Genomic DNA, 20,032 nt, shown 5'->3' with positions numbered 1-20,032 from the left:
CAGGAACGGGACCACGTCGTCCGGGCCCTCGGGACCGCCGAAGGAGAGCAGCAGCAGGGCGTCGTACGGGGCGGGATCGTGCTGATCGGACATGGGAAGGGAGATCTCCGGAAGTGTCGTGGTGTGGCTCCCCCTTCTTCCGCGTGCGGGCCTCCCCGGATGCGGGCGACGCGGGACGGTGCGCGGCCCGGCCCGTGTGCGAACGGCGCTTCACTCCTTCCCCCGTCCGTACGGGCCGCGGCCCGGCGTCCCGCGCATCACGGACGGTGACCGGAAACCCTGCGCGGCCGCGCCGTGACACGGTGCATCCGACGGGCCCATATCGCATGAAAAGTCCTCGAAACGGCACCTTCGGGGTGTCGACCGCAGAGGAACGGCGACCGCCGCGGTGCGCGCGCGGCGGCTCCGCCCCTCTCGACCACAGGGACGTGACATGAGTGCATACGCGTCGGGCGCCGCGCCCTTCACGAACGCCGCCGCCGTCTGGCAGGCGGGACTGGCCCAGGCGTCGGTCGGGCTCCTCGTCGTCGCCGTGATCATCGGCGCCTTCCTCCTCGGCGCGAGGATCGGGGACGAGGAACTTCCGCCTCCCGACCCCGCCTCCCAGCCGCGTCGCCCCGCGACCGACCGGCGGCCCGGCAGGACGTCGGAGTACCGGCACCCCGTCCGGACGCCGTTCGCGGACGCGGCGCGCCGGCTCAGGCCGTACCAGCTCCTGGGCGGCAGCACCGAAACGTCGTCCGAGCCGCCGACCGAGGAGCGGCGCAGGTGGTGAGGGGCCCGCAGGGGCCCGCCCGGACGTGCCGAACGCCCCTCGCGTCGCGTTTCGACGCAAGAACGACGCGACTGGTACCGGTCTCCCGGTCGAGGAACGGTGGAGACGGCAGCGCATCCGCCTCACCGATCGGAGGAGAGGTCATGGCCGAACCGCTCGTACCCCCCGAGGAGACCCCGCCCGTGGAGGGTTCCATCTCCTCCGCCCATCCCGAGCGACCCGACGGGGGCATCTGGGAGCACCCCATGATCTGGGTGTCCCTCATCCTCCTCGGCTCGCTCTCCGTGGCGCTCTTCTTCGCGTTCCGGATCATCGACCTCTGACTCCGCGTCGGGGAGCTCCGGGCCACCGCCCGGTCGGTGCCCCGAACACGGCAAGGCCGTACGGATCAACCGCGGCTGGTCTTGCGCCAGCCGAAGGGGCCGGGCAGGTTCACGGAAGTGGTCCGGCGTCCGGTGCTGCTGCGGGTGTGACGAGGGCCGTGCTTGCCCCCACCGGTCGTGATCGACCACGACTTGCGGTTGATGTTCAGGCGGACGCCGGGCAGGATCCTGAAGCTCTTGCGGAATGTCAGAGGCATGATGTCTCCCTGTCCTCGGTGCGCGGGCGGACGGCCGGTTCGGACGTTCCCGCTTCCGGAGCGGTCGTCGTCCGTATGTCCGGTGCCGGCCGTACCATGTGCCCGCGACCGCACCGGGCGGCCCCGATGTGAGGAGTCGGGTGTGCGGTGGTGCGGGAGTCTGGGATCGTGGGGCCACACCACCGGCGGATCGACGACGGCCGCCTCGTAGCCAGGGAGGGGCCCACCGTGCCAACACGCGCACCCAGGGCGGCGGGCGGCGAACCGGCCACCGAGGTGAGCACGCCGCTCTACCAACTGAAGGCCGAGTTCTTCAAGACCCTCGGCCACCCCGTCCGCATCCGGGTCCTGGAGCTCCTCAGCATCCGCGAGCACGCCGTCTCCGAGCTGCTCCTCGAAGTGGGCGTGGAGCCGGCGGCGCTCTCCCAGCAACTCGCCGTGCTGCGCAGGTCGAACCTCGTCCTGACGCGCCGCGAGGGCGTCAGCGTGTACTACCGCCTGGTGAACGACGAGGTCGCGGAGCTCCTCCGGGTCGCGCGCGGCATCCTCACCGGAGTGCTCCAGGGCCAGGCCGCGCTCCTCGCGGACCTCGACGCCTCCCCCCGCCACTGACCGTCCGGCGGGGCCGCCCTGTCCACGTGTTCGGGCAAAGCGCCCCCGTCGAACGGGCGGGATGGGTAGCGTCACGTCGACGGGCGCGCACGGCGCCCGGCATCCCACGAGGAAAGGCGGCAGCCCATGGCGAACGTGGAAGTCTCTCTCAAAGAGATCATGACCCGGGTGGAAGGCAGCCTCGCCGCCGCGGTGGGCGACTACACCAGCGGCATGGCCCTGGGGTCCCTCGGCGGCGGACGCGACTTCGACATCCACGTGGCGGTCGCGGCGAACACCGACGTGATCCGGGCGAAGATCCACACCATGGAACTCCTCGGTCTCCAGGAGCAGATCGACGACATCCTCATCACGCTGGGCAACCAGTACCACCTCATCACCCTGGGGAAGGGAAGGGGCAAGACCAACCTCTTCCTCTACCTCGTCCTCGACAAGCACAAGGCCAACCTCGCCATGGCCCGGCACCAACTGCGCCGCGTCGAAGAGGAGATGGAGGTCTGACCCCCTCCCTCCTCACGCATGTCCAAGACTTGCAGAAATGTGAAATTCTCTACGAAAGGAGTTCCTGAAGTCTGAACTCCCGGCCGGCACGCGCCCGTCCACGACGGCGGAGGATTCGGCCGGACGGCCCGCACGTCCCTTCCTGCCGACCGGCCCGACGGCGGCCGACAGGAAGGACGCGCACCGGCCCGGCATCCCCGGGCCGGTTCCGTCAGTGCCGCGGGCCCACCGTCCGGGCGCCCGCGCGGACGGTGATGGCGAGCGCCGGACAGGAGTCGGCGGCGTCCAGGGCCCGCTCGTCCTCGGCGATCTCCCGGCGCACCGGCTCCGCCGTGTCGCCCTCCAACCGGTACAGGTCCGGGGCGAGCCCGGCGCACATGCCCGAGCCCATGCACATCCCCCGGTCGACCTCGGTGGTCCAGCCCACCGCGCTCACCAGCCCACCGGCATCTCGCGCGGACCGCGCACCAGCATCCGGTCCTTCCACCGCACGTCCCCCGCCAGGTGCAGACCGGGGAAGCGGGTGAGGAGCGCCAGGACCGCCTCCTGGAGCTCCAGACGGGCCAGCGGCGCCCCCAGGCAGTGGTGGACGCCGTGCCCGAAGCCGAGGTGCTGGACACCGGTGCGGGTGACGTCGAGCCGCCCCGGGCCGGTGAACTTCAGGGCGTCGCGGTTGGCGGCGCCGATCGCCACGAGCACCGGTTCCCCCGCCCGCACCAGCGTGCCGCCCACCTCGACGTCCTCGGTGGCGTACCGGGGGAAGGCGGCGCCGCTGCCGAGCGGCACGAACCGCAGCAGCTCCTCGACGGCGCCCTTGATCAGGTCGGGCCGCTCGCGCAGCAGGGCGAGCTGCTCGGGATGGTCGAGCAGGGCGTGCACGAAGTTGGGGATCTGACTGGCCGTCGTCTCGTGCCCCGCGACGAGGATGCCCACGCACAGGTCGACGAGCTCCAGCTCCGTGAGCCGGTCACCGGTGTCACGGGCCTCGATCAGCCCGGTCATCAGGTCGGGACGCGGGCGGGCGCGGTGGTCCTCGATGAGCGCCGCCATGTAGGCGCGCAGCTCCTCGCGGCTGCGCCAGAACTCCTCGGCGGTCAGCGAGCTCGTGGACAGCGCCGCGTCGCTCCACACCCGGAACTTCGGCCGGTCCTCCTCCGGCACGCCGAGCATGCGGCAGATGACCGCGACGGGGATCGGCAGCGCGTACGACTCCACGAGGTCGGCCGGCGGACCCGCGGCCTCCATGTCGTCGAGGAACCCGTGGGCCAGCTCGCGCACCTGGGGCCGCAGCTTCTCGACCTGGTGGACCGTGAACGCCTTGGCGACCAGGGTGCGCAGCCGGGTGTGGCCGGGCGGGTCCATGCCGAGGATGCCGGAGTCCTGCTGCGCCTCGGACTGGCGGGGCTCGTCGTGCTTGACGGCCTCGGCGCGGCTGAAGCGCCGGTCGCCGAGGACCAGGCGGGCGTCGGCGTAGCGGGTGGCGAGCCAGGCGGGCTCGCCGTACGCCATCCGGACGCGTAACAGCCCGGGTCGCTCCAGTGCTTCGGCGTACGCCTCGGCGAGGCCGAGGCCTTCGGGCTCGTTGAACGGATAGTCCAGGGGGGTGGGGCCGGTCGTCGCGGTCATGCGGCACCTCCGTCGTGCAAGCAGGTGCTTACAGAACCTAGGGTGGTCTCCAGAGGCGGTCAATGGGGCCGTTGCGCCGTTCGGGGGACGGACGGCGGGGCACGGAGGGCGGCGGGGATGACGCGGACGAGGGCCGACGGGACGGCGCCGGAGCGGACGCCCGTACGACGGGAGGGCGCGGCGGAACGGTCCGTGGAGCGGCCCGTACGGGGCGGCGGAACCCGGGAGCGGCTGCTCGCCGCGGCGTCGGCGCTCTTCGCCGAGCGCGGGTACGACCGGGCGACGGTACGGGAGATCGCCGCCCGGGCCGGGGTGAACCAGGCCCTGCTGTTCCGGCACTTCGGCTCCAAGCAGGCGCTCTTCGGCGAGGTGGTCGCGCAGGGCGGGTACGAACAGTTGCGGAGCACTCCGCCGGAGCGGCTGGTGGAGGTGGTGCTGCGCAGCCTGCTCCACCCGCCGGCGGACCCGGCCGGGGCCCCCGGAGCGAGCCGGTCGCTGAAGACGATGCTGCGCTCGGTGGGCGGCGGCGACGAGGTGTCGGCGGCGGTGACCGCGCTGGGCGACGCGTACGCCAAGGCCCTGGCGGAGCTGAGCACCCGGCAGGACGGCGCGCTGCGGGCGGACCTCGCCCTGTCGTGGCTGCTGGGCATCGGCCTGATGCGCGTGGTCGTGGGCAAACGCCCCCTGGCGGAGGCGGACCCGGACGAGATCTGCCGCCTGGTCCTCGAAACGCTCGCCCACCTCCTGGACGGCCTTCCGCCCGACAGGGGCCGGGACCCGTCCGGCGGACCGGGGACGGCGTAGACCTCAGGGGGTGTCCGGAGGGAGGGCGCGGGGGCCCACGCACCGGGCACCCTCCTCCCGCACGCGCTCGCGCAGCTCACGGTCGGCCGTGACGACCAGGCACGGGCGGCCGTCCGCGCCCCGGACCAGTGCGACGATCAGGTCGTCGCCGCTGGCGGGAGCCTCTTCGACCCGCACGCCGGGTACGGAGGCGACACCCCGGGCGCGGCCCTCGACGACCAGGACGATGTCGTACGGACCCGGGTACGGCCCGTCGGCCGGGCCGCCGGTGGCGGCGAGCCGGTCGCGCAGCCGCTCGGCGGCCCCGCGCCGGTCGCGCCACCAGCCGTCGGGCACCGATCCCACGACATTGGCCCCGTCCACCAGCAGGAGGGGACGGAGAAGCGGATCCTCGGGATTCATGGCTCCAGGATGTCAGTACGGCCCCCGTGGAACCCGGAGGCCGCTACTCGGGCTCCGCCGCTTCCCGGGCCTGCTGGGCGATCTGCTCCAGCACGGCCTTCGGGTCGGCGGAGGGCGCGACCGCCTTGCCGATGTTCCGCTTGATGGTGTCGCTGACCTGAAGCCAGGACGGTTCGTTGACCGGATAGAGCTGGGCACCGCGCAGGGCGATCAGGAACTGCTCGGCGTCGGGGTCCGCCGCCGCGTCCTGGGACACCTGGGTGGCGGACACCGTCGACGGCAGCAGGTGGTAGCGCTCGGCGAACTCGTTGAGGTTCTTGTCCTGGTAGACGAAGTTCAGGAAGGAGCTGACCAGTTCGCGGTTGCCGTCGTGCCTGAAGGCCATCATCCAGTCGGCGACTCCCGCCGCCGGCGGGGTCTCCTCGTCGCTCAACGTGTCGGACACCGGCATGCGCAGCGTGCCGACCTTCACGCCCTTCTCCGTCGCCTCGTGGAGGAGCGAGGGATAGCCGTTGACCATGCCGACGTCGCCGCGCAGGAACGCGGCGAAGGCGTCCTCCCGGTTGAGCTCGGCCGGCGGCACCGGGCCCGTCAGGCCCGGCCCGACCAGGTTGTCCTTGATCCAGCGGAACGTCTGGGTGTTCCGGTCGGACGCGAGCGTGTACTCCCCGCGGACGTCGGTGTACCCACCGCCGTTGCTGAGTTCCCAGATCAGGGCTTCGGCGTGCGCCTCCTCGGGGCCGAGCGGCAGGGCGTACGGATAGGGCACGCCCGCCGTCCTCAGCGCCCCGGCCGCCTTCTTCAGCTCCGACCAGGTCTTCGGCGGCTTCGCCCCGGCCTTCTCGAACAACTCCTTGTTGTAGAAGAGCAGCCGGCTGCTGGCCACGAAGGGCAGACCGTAGAGGACGGTGTCGACCGAGCCGGCCTCCACGAGCGGCGGCAGGAAATTGGCCTCCGTCCTGATCGACAGCACCTCACTGGCGGGATAAAGACGGTCCTGCGCGGCGAAGTCGGAGTACGCGCCCAGCAGCGCCACGTCCGGCGCGTCGCCCTCCTGGACCATGCGGGTGACCTCGCGGTCGACCTCGGCCCACGGGTAGAGCGTCACCTCGACCTTCTTGCCGGGGTGGGCGGCGGTGAAGGCGGTGGTCAGCCTGTCCCAGTACGCCTTGGAGCCGGTCGAGGGGCTGGTGCCGTACTCGGGGGCCACCAGGCGCAGCGTCGTCCGGCCGTCCTCGGACGAGCCGCAGGCGGTGACGAGGGAACCCAGCAGACCGAATGCGGCCACGGAGGCGGTCATGCCGAAGAGTCTTGGTCGCACGAATTGTTCCTCATGGTTCATCGGATGGTGCGACCGAAATCCTCTCCTGTGAACGGGCTGATTTCGCCCCCTACCGAAAGGTTGTTGCATAACTCCAATCGGGAGGATTCAGCATGGTGTCTTCCGATAGGCGGGCGTGGACGGGCTTTGCTTCCGCGGGGTTCCGCGCGAGTGGTCAGACGGTGGAGCGGAAGGCCGGCAGGTATCCGCCCGAGTGGCCGGTGGCGTTGGGGTGGTAGCTGTTGGAGACGGGCACCGTGAGGCTGTGGAGCCAGGCGCTGCCGGAGCAGATCTCGTGGCCGGTGAACTCGTCCACGACGCTGGAGTACGCGAAGCCCGCGTTGGCGGCCTGCTTGGCGAGCATGGCGTTCAGGGCGTCGCTGCCCCGGTTGATCGCGGCGCGTTCGGTCTCGCTCAGGCCGGCGATGCAACTGCCGTTCAACCGGTAGAAGCGCGGATAGCCGAGGACCACCACGCGGGCCCGGGGTGCGCGGCTGCGGATGGCGCCGTAGAGCGACGACAGGCTCCCGGGAAGGGTGCCGTTGACTTGCGCGACGGCGTTGTTCACCGCGTTGACGCAGGTCGCCTCGCTCTGCAGCACACAGGTCTGCATGACGTCGGCGAAACCGACGTCGTTGCCGCCCGCGGTGACGCTGACGAGCGTGGTAGAGCTGGTGAGCGGGGTCAGTTGACCGCTTCTGACCGTGCTGGTCGTCGCCCCCGAGCAGGCGGTGAACGCGAACGAGGCCGGGGCGTTGGCCGCCGCCCACAGGGACGGGTAGGCCTTGCTGCTGCGCTGGCAGTCGCCACTGTCGGACAGGTAGCTGCCGGCGCCCACCCCCGAGGAGTAGGAGTCGCCGAGCGCGACGTAGCGCTCCCCGGCCGCCGCGGCGGCTGAGGCGGGCTGGACGAGACCCACGGTGAGGGCCGACGCGGCCAGGAGCGCGGACAGGACCCATCTCAACTTAGTTGTGCGCATGACAAGGGGCTCCTTGGGAGTGAGGGGGAGTCACTTCTAGCAGGGCGCGTGGCTCACGGAATAGATGTGCGAAGAGGTTTTCTTCTGTTCGCCTCGGGCGTCGGAGGTGCGAGGGGCGCGGGGTGTCCGGCATCGGGGCCACCCGAAGGGGGCTTGGCGTGCGAGCCGGTGCGACCCGGCGCTCCCGGGCGGGACGAGGGTGATTCTCCTGTGGGCGGGACGGGCGATTCCGCACCGGAACCGTGTCCGTCGCGTCTTCGAGCGTATGAATTCGGCCATGTGGCGGATCGGGTGAATGGTCATCATTGCCGTGTACGTGCTCGGTGGAGGCGGTGGTCTCTCCGGTCGCTCTTCCCGTCGCGCGGTCCGGACCTGCGGGTTCGCCGTGGCGTGGAGGGGGCTCGCGTGACGCCGCCCGTGGCTCCGTACGGCCGTGGGGCATTGCGTCAGCGCGTGCTCGTCCCGTGCGGCCGGAACGCGGGGCCGGCGGAGCCGCATCCGCGCGGAGCTGCGCCTTCCGCCTCTTCGTGCTCCGAGGGGCCGGACCTCGGGGCGAGGCGGAGTTCCGGAACGCAATCACCTTCTGCAACTTGCTGACGGCCTTTCAGGGAGAGGGGGAAGGTGAGGTGTTTATTTGTTCGATCCTGTGGAGTGCGCCTCGCGGCGTGGACGCGCGTAGAGCGGCCGAAAGGACACCTTGTGGCACTCCGGCGCGGAGTCGAGGATTCCCCCAGCAATTGACAGGTTCATGGCGGCCACCGCCGCCGATCCGTGCTCCACCGGGCCCCTCACCCAGCGGCCCGACCACCCCCACCGGAGGATGCAGTGAACCGTTCGTCCCGTCGCGTCAGCATCACCCGGGGCAGCCGGCTGATCGCCGTGCTCGGCGCCTTCGTGGCCGCCTCCGCCCTGACCGCCCCCGTCTCCTCGGCGCAGCAGGCCGACACCGCGCGGGCCACCGCCACCGCCCTGGCCACCACCAGCAGCGCCGTCCTCCGGGCCGACGTGGCCGGCTCCGCCTGGTACACCGACCAGGCCACCGGAAAGGTCGTCGTCACCGTCGACTCCACGGTCTCCCAGGACGAGATCGCGACCCTGCGCAAGGCCGCCGGCGACAACGCCGGGAACCTCAGGATCGAGCGGACCGCGGGGAAGATCAACAAGCTCATAGCCGGCGGCCAGGCCATCTACGCCGGAGGCGGCCGCTGCTCCCTCGGCTTCAACGTCCGCAGCGGCAGCACCTACTACGCCCTGACGGCCGGACACTGCACCAACATCGGCAGCACCTGGTACACCAACTCCGCCAACACCGCCGTCCTCGGCACGCGGGCCGGAACCAGCTTCCCCACGAACGACTACGGCATCATCCGTCACTCCAACGCCTCCGCCGCCGACGGGCGCGTCTACCTCTACAACGGCACCTACCGCGACATCACCGGCGCCGGCAACGCCTACGTCGGGCAGTCCGTCCAGCGCAGCGGCAGCACCACCGGCCTGCGCAGCGGCACCGTCACGGGCCTCAACGCCACCGTCAACTACGGCAACGGCGACGTCGTCTACGGCCTCATCCAGACCAACGTCTGTGCCGAGCCCGGCGACAGCGGCGGCGCCATGTTCTCCGGGACCACCGCCCTCGGCCTCACCTCCGGCGGCAGCGGCAACTGCTCCAGCGGGGGCACCACGTTCTTCCAGCCCGTCACCGAGGCCCTCAGCGCCTACGGCGTCAGCGTCTTCTGACCCCTGACCCACCGCGCTCCCGGGAGGCGCCTCCGTCGACGGAGGCGCCTTTCGTCTGTGAGCCCCCGCCGACCGGACCCGACAGGTCCCGACCGGCCCCGACCAGTCCCGACCGGTCCCGACAGGTCCCGGCCGGAAGGAAGGACTCACCGACCCGTACGGCTCCGGGGCCACGGAAGTCGAGGCTCCGGCCACCTCGTGTTTCCGTCGCCCGCCCGCCGGGCAGCGCTTCGCCGAAGGGGTCATTCCCCATGTCTCGGAGCGCAGTGCGGTGTTCATGGCCATGACATCGGCGGGGAGTGGGATGGGTTCGCTCGCCCACTCCGAAGGAGCCATCGCCTTGAGAAACTTCCTTCGCCGGATCGGCGTCGTCGCCGCGGGCACCGCCCTTCTGGGCGGCGCGCTCTCCGTCTCACCGGCAGCCGCGGTCGACACCGTCGACGTCCAACTCCTCAGCTTCACCGACTTCCACGGATACCTGCAGCCGCCCACCGCGGGTCAGGGCGGTTCCATCCCCACCGGACGCGGCACCTCGGTCACCGTCGGCGGCGCCGCCTACCTCGCCACCCACCTCCAGCGGCTCCGGGGCGACCGCCCCCGCTCCGTCACCTTCGCCACCGGTGACAGCTTCTCCGGCTGGCCGTTCGAAGTGGACGCCTTCCAGGACGAGCCGACGATCGAGGTCCTCAACAAGCTGGGCGTGCGCTTCTCGGCCATGGGCAACCACGAACTGGACGTCTCCCCGGAGTTCCTCGTCCAGCACATGCAAGAGGGCCGGTGCTTCGGCACGATCGACGTGGACAGTTGCTTCACGGACTCCACCGGACGGCGCTTCCACGGCGCCGACTTCGACTTCCAGTCGGGCAACATCGTCGACGCGCGGACCGGTCGCCCCGTGGTGGAGCCGTACCGCGTCGAGACGTTCCGCTCCGACAGCGGCAAACGCGTCCGGGTCGGCTTCATCAGCACCACCGTGGAAGCCACCGTCACCGGCTCGACCTCCTTCCAGCCGCGGCTGCGCGCCCTCGACCAGGTGCGGACCATCGAGCGCTCCACCGCGGAACTCAAGCGGCGCGGAATCGAGGCCATCGTCCTCAACGTGCACGAGGGCGGTTCTCCGGTGAACACCGCGACCGCGGGCTACAACGCGTGCGACTCCGTCTACGGGCCGGTCGTCGAACTGGCGAAGAAGGTCCCCGCCGAGATCGACGCGATCGTCACGGGGGACTGGCACTGGCGCTTCAACTGCATGCTGCCCGACCCGGCCGGGGTGCCGCGCCCGGTCGTGGAAGCGGGCAACCACGGCGCCGTGATCAGCGAGATCAACCTGGCCCTCGACCCGAGGACCGGCGAGGTCCTCAGGGACCGCACCCGGTCCGTCAACCACGCGGTGACGCGCGACGTGACACCGGACCGCGACGTCCAGAAGATCGTCGACCACTGGGTCGCACGCGCGGCCCGGCGGTTCGCCGAGCCGCTCGCCCGGCAGACGGGTCCCTTCACCCGCACGCCGAACGCCGCGGGGGAGAGCACGGCGGCCGACCTGTACGCCGACGTGCAGTACTGGAACGCCAACCGCACCCCCGAGGGGCGGGCCGACCTGGCGCTGATCTCCGCACGGCCCGCCAAGGGCAGCAACGCCGTACGGGGCGACCTGCCGTTCGCCAAGGGGAGCCACCCCGCCGACGCGGACGGACGCATCCTGTTCGGCGAGTCCTGGAACGCCTACGGCTACGGAAACCCGGTGCTCACCGTCGGCGTGAAGGGCAGCCGGCTCGACGCGATCCTCGAACAGCAGTGGCAGACACAGGCCGACGGCACGGTGAGGGCCGCGCCCCTCGCCGTGTCCCGCAACGTCTCCTACGGCTACGACCCGACCCGGCCCGTCGGCGACCGGGTCTCCCCGCGCGACGTACTGATCGACGGCCGGCCGCTCGACCCCGCCCGTACCTACCGGGTGGCCGCCCTCGCCTACACGGTCGTCGGAGCCGACGGATACGACGCCTTCGCCGGCTACACCGCACCCGTCCGCAACGGCGCCGACCACGAGAGCTTCGTGGACTACCTCAAGACCCACAGGACGATCTCCCCCGCACCCCTCGACCGCGTCCGCGTCAAGGGCTGACGCGATCGGGAACCCCGGCGATCGGGAACCCCCACGATCCGACCACGGCCCCGGCGCGGGGCGGCACCCGTACCGACGGCCGCGGCGTCGGCCCGGCCCCGCTGGACGCCGACGCACCGGCCAGGACGGGCCCGCGCCCGGACGCCGCCGCGGCGCGCCGGGCCACGGTCCCCGAAGGCGGGGAACTGCTCTGGCACCGGGGCTCGGACCGCTGAAGGACGCCGCACCCCCCCCGGCCGACCCGCTGAGGCGGTCCGGCCGGGAAGTCCGGCGCGTCGCGATGAGTTTTCCGGCGCCCGGCGGTCTTACTGTCGAACCCGGTACCGAGGAGGCTTCCGATGCGCAGTGTGACCTATTCGATGGGCGTCTCGCTCGACGGCTACATCGTCGGGCCGGACGGAGGGTTCGACTGGTCGGAGCCCGACGAGGAGGTCTTCCGCTTCTGGATCGACGACATCCGGCAGGTCGGCGTCCACCTGCTGGGGCGTCGGCTCTACGAGACGATGCTGTACTGGGAGACCGCCGACCGGGACCGGTCGCTCGACGACGCGGAGCGCGAGTGGACCTCGCTCTGGAACCCGCTCCCGAAGGTGGTGTTCTCCAGGACCCTGTCGGCGGTGCGGGGCCGCGCCCGCCTGGCCTCCGGCAGCCTCGCGGAGGAGATCGCGCGGCTGCGGGCCGAGCCGGGGGAGGGCGACATCGCGATCGGCGGCGCGACCCTCGCCGCCGAGGCGGCCGCGGCGGACCTGATCGACGAGTACCGGACCGTGGTCCACCCGGTCCTGGTCGGCGGCGGCATCCCGTTCTTCCCCCGGCACGAGCGCCGGGTGGACCTCGAACTCGTCGAGACCCGCACCTTCCACTCGAAGTTCGTCCACCTCCGCCACCGCGTGGTGCGCTAACCGAGGCCCTGCCCCCCCGGGCCCGGTCAGCGGGACGGCGCCGCCGGGCCGGTCGGAACGTCGCCGCGCAGCGTGATGCGGTGCATGACGCGGTGCCGGTCGTCGTAGTCGCGGTTGGCGTAGTGGGCCGTGCTGCGGTTGTCCCACAGCGCGACGTCCCCCGGTTGCCAGCGGTGCCGCACGACGTGCTCGGGCTTGGTGAGGTGGGCGTACAGGATGTCGAGGACGCCCCGGCTCTCGTGCTCCGACACCCCCACGATGTGCGAGGTGAAGCCGGGGTTCACGAACAGGCCCTTGCGGCCGCTCTCGGGATGCACCCGCACCACCGGGTGCTCCACCGGCGTGAGGCGGGTGACCACCTCGCCCTCCCACAGGTTGCCGCGCCCCTGCCTGCGCTGGGCCAGGTAGTAGCCGAACTCGCGGGTGCCGTCGTGGACGGCGGTGAGCGTGTCGACGTAGTCCCGCAGACCCGGCGACAGCGACGCGTAGGCGAGCTGGCTGTCCGCCCAGTTGGTGTCGCCGCCGTGGGGAGGCAGCACGACGGCCCGCAGGACGGAGATCGCCGGCGGCCGCCGCACGAAGGTGACGTCGGTGTGCCACACGTCGGCGAACCCGTTGTCCTGACTGTCCAGCGCGTACACCTCGGGGGCCACGTCACCGGAGTCGTGGACCGGGTGCCCGGCGGTGACCTCGCCGAGCCGCCTGCCGAACTCGATCTGCGCGGCGTCGTCCAGTCCGTGCTGGCCGCGCACGAAGAGCACCTTGTACGCCACGAGTGCTTCGCGCAGGGCCAGGACCCGCTCGTCGTCGAGGCGGCCGAGGTCGATGCCGTGGACCTCGGCACCGAAGTGGGGCCCGAGTTCGACGACCGGGATCACCGGCGCGGCGGGCCGTTCGCTGAGGATGCTCACCTGTCTGTCCTTTCCGTGGGGTTGCGGTCAGGCCGCCGCGGCGGCCTTGACGGCGTGGGAGACCCGCGCGCGCAGTGCGGTGAACTCGGGGGAGTTGCGCAGCTCCTCGGCGTCGACGTCGCCGCGCGGCAGGCCGATCGGCAGGTCCAGGGCGACGGTTCCGGGGCTCTTGGTCAGCACCACGATGCGCGAGCCCAGGAACACCGCCTCCTCGGCCGAGTGCGTCACGAGCACCGTCGTCCGGCCGGTCCGTCCGGTCACCCGGCGGACGTCCTCCTGGAGCCGCTCCCGGGTCAGGGCGTCCAGCGCCGCGAACGGCTCGTCGAGCAGGAGCAGCGGGTTCTCGGCGGCGAGGGCCCGCGCGATCGCGACGCGCTGCTGCTGACCGCCGGAGATCTCCCAGACGCGCCGGTTCTCGGTGCCCTCCAGGCCGACCCGGGCCAGCAGCTCCGCGCGCCGCTCCGGCCACCGGCCGCGGTCGACGCCCGCGTACCGCAGCGCCAGGTCGACGTTGCCCCGCACGGTCCGCCACGGGAACAGCCGGGGCGTCTGGAACACCACGCCGGCCGTCGCGCCGGGCCGCGGCTCGCCGCCGGAGACCCGTACCGACCCCTGCGTGGGCCGCTCGAAGCCGGCGATCAGCCGCAGCAGCGTGCTCTTGCCGCACCCCGAGGCACCCACCAGGACCAGGAACTCCCCGGCGGGAACGGCCAGGTCGACCGGCCCCACGGCCGTGAAGGCCTCGCCGCCGCGGCCGTACCGATGGGTGACGCCGTCGAGACGTACGGCACCGGCACGCCCGGTGTCGACCGCGGCCCCCGCCGCGGTGCTCTCACTTGAGGACATCGGACAGCCCTTCGAGGTGGAACGCCTCGCGCACGACGGCCTCGGACGGGGCGGCGCCGATCTGCTTCTGCTCCGCCAGGAAGCGGCCGGTGTCGGTGACGTAGTCGAGCAGCTTGCCCGGCTTGCCGTCGGTGCCCAGCCAGTCGGCGGAGACGACCTGCTCCGGGGTGAGGAACACGCCCTGCGTGAGCTGCGCCTCCGCGTCCGCCGTGCTGATGCCGAGCTCGGCCGCGACGGCCTTGACCGACCCCTGCCGGTCGGACGCGAGCAGGCGCAGCGCCTCGGCCTCCGCCTTGCGCCAGGCCTTGATCGCCCCGGGGTCCCGGGCGATCAGGTCGTCGGACACCACGGCCAGGTCCAGGGTCGGCTTGCCCGCCGCGCCGATCTCCTTGCTGCTGGTGAGCTGGGTGCCGGTCTTGCGCAGCTCGTCCAGGGTCGGCAGCCAGACGTAGGCGGCGTCGATGTCGCCCCGCTGCCACGCGGCGAGGATCGGCTGCGGCTGGAGGTCGATGAGCCGGACGTCGGACGGCGAGAGGCCGGCGGCCTTCAGGGCCGCCAGCAGGCTGTAGTGCGAGGTGGAGGCGAAGGGCGTCGCTATCTTCTTGCCCTTCAGCCCGGCGACCTCGGTGACGCCGGTCTCCTTGCGCGCCACGAGGCTCTCGTTCTCACCGGCGACGTCGAGGATCCACGCGACCTTGTACGGGATGGGCGAGCCGCCGGACACCCCGCGGGCGAACGGGCTGGAGCCGAGCGCGGCGATGTCGAGGGACTTGCCGATGAACGCCTGGTTGACGCTCGCGCCCGAGTCGAACTTGATCCAGGTGATCTCGTGGTCCGGCAGCGCCTTCTCCAGCAGCTTCTTGTTCTTCACGAGCAGGTCGCCGCTGGGGAAGGCGAAGTAGCCGATGCGCAGCCGCTTCCCACCGCCGGACCCCGACGCCGCGCCGTCCGGGGAGCAGCCGGTGACGGCGGCGGAGACGGCGGCGAGGGCTCCGGCGAGGAGGAGGCGACGGGACGGGCCTTGGGGGACACGGGGCATGGCGGAGCCGTTTCTGTGCGGATGAGGGTACGGGTGGAGAAGTTGTTCGCGGGAGCGGGAGCGGGGCGCCCGGACGAGGGGAGGGGAGCCGGGGCCTACGCCCGGCCCCGCCACGGCACGACCGCGCGTTCCAGCCGCAGCAGCAGGCCGTCGATGATCAGGCCGGACGCGCCGATGGCGATGATGCCGACGACGACCACGGGGGTGTTGTTGTAGTTGGCCGCGTCCTTGACCATCCCGCCGATGCCGGGCAGGCCGTTGACCAGCTCGGCGGCGACCAGGGAGGAGTAGGCGACGCCGACGGCGAGCCGGACCCCGGTGAGCGTCTCCGGCAGCGCCGACGGCACGACGACGTCCCTGACGACGTCCCACCGCGACGCGCCGAGCGCGCGGGCCGCCTCGACCAGGCTCTTGGACACGGCCACCACGGCCGCGGTGGTGGACACCGCCACGGGCGGGAACGCGGCCACGGCGAGCAGCGTGACCTTGGGCTCCTCGTCGATGCCCAGCCAGATGATGAGCAGCGAGAAGTACGCCAGCGGCGGCAGCGTCCGCAGGAAGGTGATCCAGGGCTCGAACAGCGAGCGCACCCAGCCGACGGTGCCCATGACCAGCCCGAGGACCACTCCGGCCGCGATGCCGATGCCGGCGCCGAACGCGATGCGCCGCAGGCTGATGCCGAGGTGCTCGACGAGGGTGGTGCCGTTGTATCCGCGTACGCCGTCGTGCGTGGTGGAGACGGCGACGAACGCGTCCCACACCGTGGCCGGCCGGGGGACCAGCGTCTCGCTCCACGTCCCGCTCGCGGCGAGCAGGTGCCACAGGAGGAGGAAGAGCAGCAACGAGCCGAGGGGGAGCGCGGCATGGCGCAGACGCGCCCGCGCACGTCGCGCCGGGACGCGGGGACCGGGCGGGGCGGCGGCCGGCGGGGCGCCGCCGGCGGTTTTGACAGGCGTGGTCGTGGACACGATGCGGTCCTCCAGAGACGCCGCCGGGGCACGGGCGATCGGCATCGGCGGTCGGAGACGGCCGCCGGCCCCGGGCGGGTGTGACGCGGAACGAGAAGAGGGGGAGAACGCCCTGTGCGAGGACGTGCGGACCGCCCCCGTGCGGGTGTGATCACCGCACGGCGGGGCGCGCCGGAGGGAACTCGGTCAGCGACAACACGAGCCCGGGCGACGGCACAGGTCGATGACCAGGCGGCGCACCAGGGACTCGGAGTTCATGAGGCCCATTTCTACAACAGCCGCGGCCCGGCACCAACACCCGTCCACCTTTTGGAACGCCCCGCCCGGCGGACCGCGACGACCGGGCCGGGTCCCGGCCGCCGCGCTATCGGGACGGCGCACGGTCCGGCGACGCCGAGGGGCGTTCGGTGCCGAGGAGTTCGCGTACGAGCGCGGCGACCTGCTCCGTCTCGACGAGGAACCCGTCGTGGCCGTACGGCGACCCGATCACCCGGAGGGCGCCCGCGCCGGGGATGCCCGCCGCCAGCTCCGCCTGCTGCGACGGCGGGTAGAGGCGGTCGGAGTCGACCGCCGCCACGAGCGTCCTCGCGCCCACCCGCTTCAGGGCGGCGCGCACGCCGCCGCGGCCGCGCCCGACGTCGTGGCTGTTCGCGGCCTCGGACAGGACGACGTAACTGCCAGCGTCGAAGCGGCGCACCAGCTTGGCCGCGTGATGGTCCAGATAGGACCCCACCTGGTACCGGCCCCCCTGCCACGGGTCCTCCGCGCCCTGCGGCGAGCGGCCGAAACGGGCCTGGAGCTCGGGCTCGCTGCGGTACGTCATGTGGGCGATCCGCCGGGCCTGGCCGAGCCCGGCACGGGGGCCCGGCCCGGCGCGGTGGTAGTGGCCGCCCCGCCAGTGCGGATCGGAGCGGACGGCGTGCAGTTGGACGCCGGTCCAGGCGATCTGCTCGGCGCTCGCCGCGGCGGTCGTGGCGAGCAGCAGGAGCGCCTCCGTGCGCTCCGGGTACGACACCGCCCACTCGAGGGCCCGCATCCCGCCCACCGACCCGCCCACCACGAGGGCCCAGCGCTCGACGCCCAGCGCGTCGGCGAGGCCGGCCTCGGCCGCGACCTGGTCCCGCTGCGTCAGGAACGGGAAGTCACCGCCCCACGCCCTCCCCGACGGACCGGGCGAGGACGGCCCGGTACTGCCCTGGCAGCCGCCGAGCACGTTCGGCGCCACGACGAAGAGGCGGTCCGTGTCGAGCGCGCGGCCCGGGCCGATCAGACCGTCCCACCAGCCGGGCGTGGGGTGACCGGGCCCGGCGGGTCCGGCGGCGTGGCTGTCGCCGGTGAGGGCGTGCAGCACCAGCACCGCGTTGCGCCGGTCCGGCGCGAGCCGCCCCCACGTCTCGAACGCCATCCGCACGCTCCCGAGTTCGCCCCCGGCCTCCAGCGCCAGCGGGTGCTCACGTACGTACCACTGGCGCCGCCCGGGCGGGTCCCCCTCCCGCCAGCCCCCGGAGGCCGGCGGGAGGGGGACCTGCGACGGCGTCAGGACGCCGTTCAGGACGCGCCCTTCGCCGCGCGGAACCCGGCCTCCAGGTCCGCCTTGAGGTCGGCGAGGTTCTCGATGCCGACCGAGAGGCGCACCAGACCGGGGGAGGTGCCGGTGGCCGCCAACTGCTGCGCGTCCAACTGGCTGTGCGTGGTGGACGCCGGGTGGATGATGAGACTGCGCACGTCGCCGATGTTGGCGAGGTGGCTGAACAGCTCGACGGCGTCCACGAACCGCTTGCCCGCCTCCACGCCGTCCCGCAGCTCGAAGGAGAGCACGGCGCCCGCACCGCGCGGCAGGTACCGCTGCCCCGCCTCGAACCAGCGGCTGGACTCCAGCCCCGGGTAGTGGACGACGGCGACCTCGTCGCGCTGCTCCAGCCACTCCGCCAGGGCCTGGGCGTTCGCGGAGTGCCGCTCGATGCGCAGGCTGAGCGTCTCCACGCCCTGGAGGAGCAGGAAGGCGGAGTGCGGGGAGAGGGCGGGGCCGAGGTCGCGCAGCAACTGCACCCGCAGCTTGACGGCGAAGGCGCCCGGCCCGAGCGCGGGCCAGTAGCGCAGGCCGTGGTAGCTCGGGTCGGGCTCGGTGAAGTCCGGGAACCGCTCGGCACGGGCACCGAAGTCGAAGGTCCCGCCGTCGACCACGACACCCGCGATGGCGTTGCCGTGCCCGCCGAGGAACTTGGTCGCCGAGTGCACGACGATGTCCGCGCCGTGCTCGATGGGCCGCAGCAGATAAGGGGTCGCCACGGTGTTGTCCACGATCAGCGGCACGCCGGCCTCGTGCGCCGCGTCCGCGACCGACCGGATGTCGAGCACGTTGCCGCGCGGGTTGCCCAGCGACTCCGCGAACAGGGCCTTGGTGTTCGGCCGGATCGCCGCGCGCCAGGCGTCCAGGTCGTCGGGGTCGTCGACGAAGGACACCTCGACGCCCAGCTTCGGCAGCGTGTGCCGGAAGAGGTTGTACGTGCCGCCGTACAGCGACGAGCTGGAGACGATGTGGTCCCCGGCGCTCGCGAGCGTGAGGATCGCCAGCGTCTCCGCGGCCTGCCCGGAGGCCAGCGCCACGGCGGCCACGCCGCCCTCCAGCGCCGTGACGCGCTGCTCGAAGACGTCCTGGGTGGGGTTGTGGATGCGGGTGTAGATGTTGCCGGGCTCGGCCAGCGAGAAGAGGTCGGCCGCGTGCTGCGTGTCCCGGAACACGAACGACGTCGTCTGGTAGATCGGCGTCGCGCGGGCGCCGGTCGTGGGATCGGGCACGGCACCGGCGTGGATCTGCTTGGTCTCGAAGGACCACGCCGAGGTGTCGGGGCCGGAGTGCTCGTTCTCGGGGGTGTGGCCTGCGGTGACGGAGTCGACGGGCTGGCTCGGGCTCATGGTTCTCCCTGGGTGCGGGCGGGGGGATGCCTGGATGCGGAACGGGGACGCCGATGCGGCCGCAGGCCGACGGCCCGGCACCGTGCCCGGACACGGACAGGGGTCGGCGGTCGGCGCGATGCGGTGGAAAAGGCGGGTCGAACGTCGGAGGACGGAGTCAGCTCACGACGGAACAGGCCGTGGTGGTGACACGCACGTAGTCAACGTGGCGGCGGGTCACGAGCACGGTCATGGCATCAGGTAACCACAGGGAGGCACGCGCGCACCAGCAGGGCGCGCACAAGACGGGACCGGGCCGTCGGTGTGCGGAATCCGTTCGTCCCGCACACCGGCGCCCCGGCCCCCGGAGTCGGAGTCTCCCGATCGTCAGCGGTAGTCGTCCGGGTGGCCCTGCATCCAGGTGTTGATCCGGTCCCGCGTCCCGATCAGCAGACCCTGGTGCTTCTTCAGGTTCTCGAAGGAACGGTCGCCGTCGAGCGCCCCGTTGAGCTTCCCGATCAGCGCGATCGGCTCGGGGAAGTGCCCGGGCCCCTTCGCGTCGCCCTTCATGGCCCGGTCCATCCTCTGGAGTTCGTCGTGGACCCGTCCGAGGAAGTAGGGACAGTTGCCCGGGTCGGCGCACGAGTCGTTCAGGGTCGCCTGGAGCCCGGCGAAGGCGTCGCGCACGCGCTCGACCGAGGTCGTGCCGGGAAGCGGGCTCGCGTCGTGCGTGCCGGTCGGCGCGGCGCTCCCGCCCGCGTCCGCCGTCGGCGACGCGTCGCCGGCCTCCTGACCGGCCGGGGCCGTCGTGGCCACGGAGGTCGGCGCGCCGGCCGGCGCGCCGTTGTCGTCCGTGTCGGACGCGCCGCAGGAAACGCCGAACAGGGCCAGCGCGACGGCGACGACCACCGTGCCGGGCATCGAGGACTTGAGCACGGATCTCCCCCTGGATCGATGTGACGTGTCGGACGACCCCACAGAACGATCGGTTCCGGGGCGGTGGGAGCGG

21 protein-coding genes are annotated in these 20,032 nt (G+C 72.4%); 8 read left to right on the top strand and 13 right to left on the bottom strand.

What is annotated here, in order from left to right:
• The first annotated feature begins 433 nt into the window (after positions 1-433).
• Complete coding sequence (locus ACFYNX_RS31845) at positions 434-775, top strand: DUF6479 family protein (protein ID WP_388666628.1); 342 nt, start codon at positions 434-436, stop codon at positions 773-775.
• Positions 776-918: 143 nt separating this feature from the next.
• The gene (locus ACFYNX_RS31840) at positions 919-1,098 is read left to right on the top strand and encodes a DUF6480 family protein (protein ID WP_388666625.1); all 180 of its coding nucleotides are present in this window, start codon (positions 919-921) and stop codon (positions 1,096-1,098) included.
• Positions 1,099-1,163: 65 nt separating this feature from the next.
• Here the strand turns inward: ACFYNX_RS31840 and ACFYNX_RS31835 are convergent, their stop codons facing one another.
• Positions 1,164-1,355 carry a DUF4236 domain-containing protein gene (locus ACFYNX_RS31835; RefSeq protein WP_365549646.1) on the bottom strand — a complete coding sequence of 64 codons (192 nt, stop codon included), beginning with the start codon at positions 1,353-1,355 and terminating at the stop codon, positions 1,164-1,166.
• Between the two features lie 276 nt (positions 1,356-1,631).
• On the opposite strand from ACFYNX_RS31835, the gene ACFYNX_RS31830 reads away from it, so the two are divergent.
• Together ACFYNX_RS31830 and ACFYNX_RS31825 are read left to right on the top strand one after the other, a co-directional pair.
• On the top strand, positions 1,632-1,967 hold the full coding sequence (locus ACFYNX_RS31830) for a helix-turn-helix transcriptional regulator (protein ID WP_125656997.1): 336 nt from the start codon (positions 1,632-1,634) through the stop codon (positions 1,965-1,967).
• 126 nt (positions 1,968-2,093) lie between these two features.
• Positions 2,094-2,468: a hypothetical protein gene (locus ACFYNX_RS31825; protein ID WP_125656902.1), complete on the top strand. Its 375-nt coding sequence runs from the start codon at positions 2,094-2,096 to the stop codon at positions 2,466-2,468.
• 211 nt (positions 2,469-2,679) lie between these two features.
• Here the strand turns inward: ACFYNX_RS31825 and ACFYNX_RS31820 are convergent, their stop codons facing one another.
• Positions 2,680-2,904: a ferredoxin gene (locus ACFYNX_RS31820; RefSeq protein WP_125656905.1), complete on the bottom strand. Its 225-nt coding sequence runs from the start codon at positions 2,902-2,904 to the stop codon at positions 2,680-2,682.
• Positions 2,901-4,094 carry a cytochrome P450 gene (locus tag ACFYNX_RS31815; RefSeq protein ID WP_388666620.1) on the bottom strand — a complete coding sequence of 398 codons (1,194 nt, stop codon included), beginning with the start codon at positions 4,092-4,094 and terminating at the stop codon, positions 2,901-2,903. The genes ACFYNX_RS31820 and ACFYNX_RS31815 overlap by 4 nt, the downstream gene beginning before the upstream one ends.
• Before the next feature lie 117 nt (positions 4,095-4,211).
• Between ACFYNX_RS31815 and ACFYNX_RS31810 the strand changes: the two genes are divergently transcribed.
• Entirely contained in the window at positions 4,212-4,898 is a 687-nt protein-coding gene (locus ACFYNX_RS31810) for a TetR family transcriptional regulator (RefSeq protein WP_388666617.1), read from the top strand.
• A gap of 3 nt (positions 4,899-4,901) precedes the next feature.
• Here ACFYNX_RS31810 and ACFYNX_RS31805 read toward each other — a convergent pair whose 3' ends face one another.
• The 3 genes from ACFYNX_RS31805 to ACFYNX_RS31795 form a co-directional block, all read right to left on the bottom strand.
• Positions 4,902-5,300 (bottom strand): NTP pyrophosphohydrolase, encoded by a 399-nt coding sequence (locus ACFYNX_RS31805; protein ID WP_388666615.1) that lies wholly within the window; start codon positions 5,298-5,300, stop codon positions 4,902-4,904.
• Between the two features lie 43 nt (positions 5,301-5,343).
• Positions 5,344-6,600 carry an extracellular solute-binding protein gene (locus ACFYNX_RS31800; RefSeq protein ID WP_388666612.1) on the bottom strand — a complete coding sequence of 419 codons (1,257 nt, stop codon included), beginning with the start codon at positions 6,598-6,600 and terminating at the stop codon, positions 5,344-5,346.
• A gap of 196 nt (positions 6,601-6,796) precedes the next feature.
• On the bottom strand, positions 6,797-7,600 hold the full coding sequence (locus ACFYNX_RS31795) for an SGNH/GDSL hydrolase family protein (RefSeq protein ID WP_388666610.1): 804 nt from the start codon (positions 7,598-7,600) through the stop codon (positions 6,797-6,799).
• 825 nt (positions 7,601-8,425) lie between these two features.
• Here ACFYNX_RS31795 and ACFYNX_RS31790 point away from each other — a divergent pair.
• The 3 genes from ACFYNX_RS31790 (at position 8,426) to ACFYNX_RS31780 (ending at position 12,364) form a co-directional block, all read left to right on the top strand.
• Positions 8,426-9,337 (top strand): S1 family peptidase, encoded by a 912-nt coding sequence (locus tag ACFYNX_RS31790; RefSeq protein ID WP_388666607.1) that lies wholly within the window; start codon positions 8,426-8,428, stop codon positions 9,335-9,337.
• A gap of 340 nt (positions 9,338-9,677) precedes the next feature.
• Entirely contained in the window at positions 9,678-11,462 is a 1,785-nt protein-coding gene (locus tag ACFYNX_RS31785) for a bifunctional metallophosphatase/5'-nucleotidase (protein WP_388666604.1), read from the top strand.
• Between the two features lie 338 nt (positions 11,463-11,800).
• Complete coding sequence (locus tag ACFYNX_RS31780; protein ID WP_365549621.1) at positions 11,801-12,364, top strand: dihydrofolate reductase family protein; 564 nt, start codon at positions 11,801-11,803, stop codon at positions 12,362-12,364.
• A gap of 26 nt (positions 12,365-12,390) precedes the next feature.
• On the opposite strand, the gene ACFYNX_RS31775 is transcribed toward ACFYNX_RS31780, so the two are convergent.
• From ACFYNX_RS31775 to ACFYNX_RS31745, 7 genes are all read right to left on the bottom strand, one after another.
• A complete protein-coding gene (locus tag ACFYNX_RS31775) occupies positions 12,391-13,275 on the bottom strand; it encodes a TauD/TfdA dioxygenase family protein (protein WP_388666600.1) in 885 nt (294 codons plus the stop codon).
• Between the two features lie 27 nt (positions 13,276-13,302).
• The gene (locus ACFYNX_RS31770) at positions 13,303-14,121 is read right to left on the bottom strand and encodes an ABC transporter ATP-binding protein (protein WP_365549615.1); all 819 of its coding nucleotides are present in this window, start codon (positions 14,119-14,121) and stop codon (positions 13,303-13,305) included.
• Positions 14,108-15,160, bottom strand: coding sequence for an ABC transporter substrate-binding protein (locus ACFYNX_RS31765; RefSeq protein ID WP_388666597.1), 1,053 nt, complete (start codon positions 15,158-15,160; stop codon positions 14,108-14,110). The genes ACFYNX_RS31770 and ACFYNX_RS31765 overlap by 14 nt, the downstream gene beginning before the upstream one ends.
• Positions 15,161-15,255: 95 nt before the next feature.
• On the bottom strand, positions 15,256-16,128 hold the full coding sequence (locus ACFYNX_RS31760) for an ABC transporter permease (protein ID WP_388666594.1): 873 nt from the start codon (positions 16,126-16,128) through the stop codon (positions 15,256-15,258).
• Positions 16,129-16,492: 364 nt separating this feature from the next.
• Positions 16,493-17,680 carry a homoserine O-acetyltransferase gene (locus ACFYNX_RS31755; protein WP_388666637.1) on the bottom strand — a complete coding sequence of 396 codons (1,188 nt, stop codon included), beginning with the start codon at positions 17,678-17,680 and terminating at the stop codon, positions 16,493-16,495.
• Complete coding sequence (locus ACFYNX_RS31750) at positions 17,677-19,044, bottom strand: bifunctional o-acetylhomoserine/o-acetylserine sulfhydrylase (protein WP_388666591.1); 1,368 nt, start codon at positions 19,042-19,044, stop codon at positions 17,677-17,679. The genes ACFYNX_RS31755 and ACFYNX_RS31750 overlap by 4 nt, the downstream gene beginning before the upstream one ends.
• A gap of 366 nt (positions 19,045-19,410) precedes the next feature.
• Positions 19,411-19,959 carry a hypothetical protein gene (locus ACFYNX_RS31745; RefSeq protein WP_388666588.1) on the bottom strand — a complete coding sequence of 183 codons (549 nt, stop codon included), beginning with the start codon at positions 19,957-19,959 and terminating at the stop codon, positions 19,411-19,413.
• Positions 19,960-20,032: the final 73 nt, after the last annotated feature.

It is taken from the genome of Streptomyces sp. NPDC007872 (genome assembly GCF_042868165.1).
GTDB lineage: Bacteria > Actinomycetota > Actinomycetes > Streptomycetales > Streptomycetaceae > Streptomyces.
Note: the sequence above shows the minus strand (reverse complement) of the source record. Positions and strands in the feature narration are given on the sequence as shown.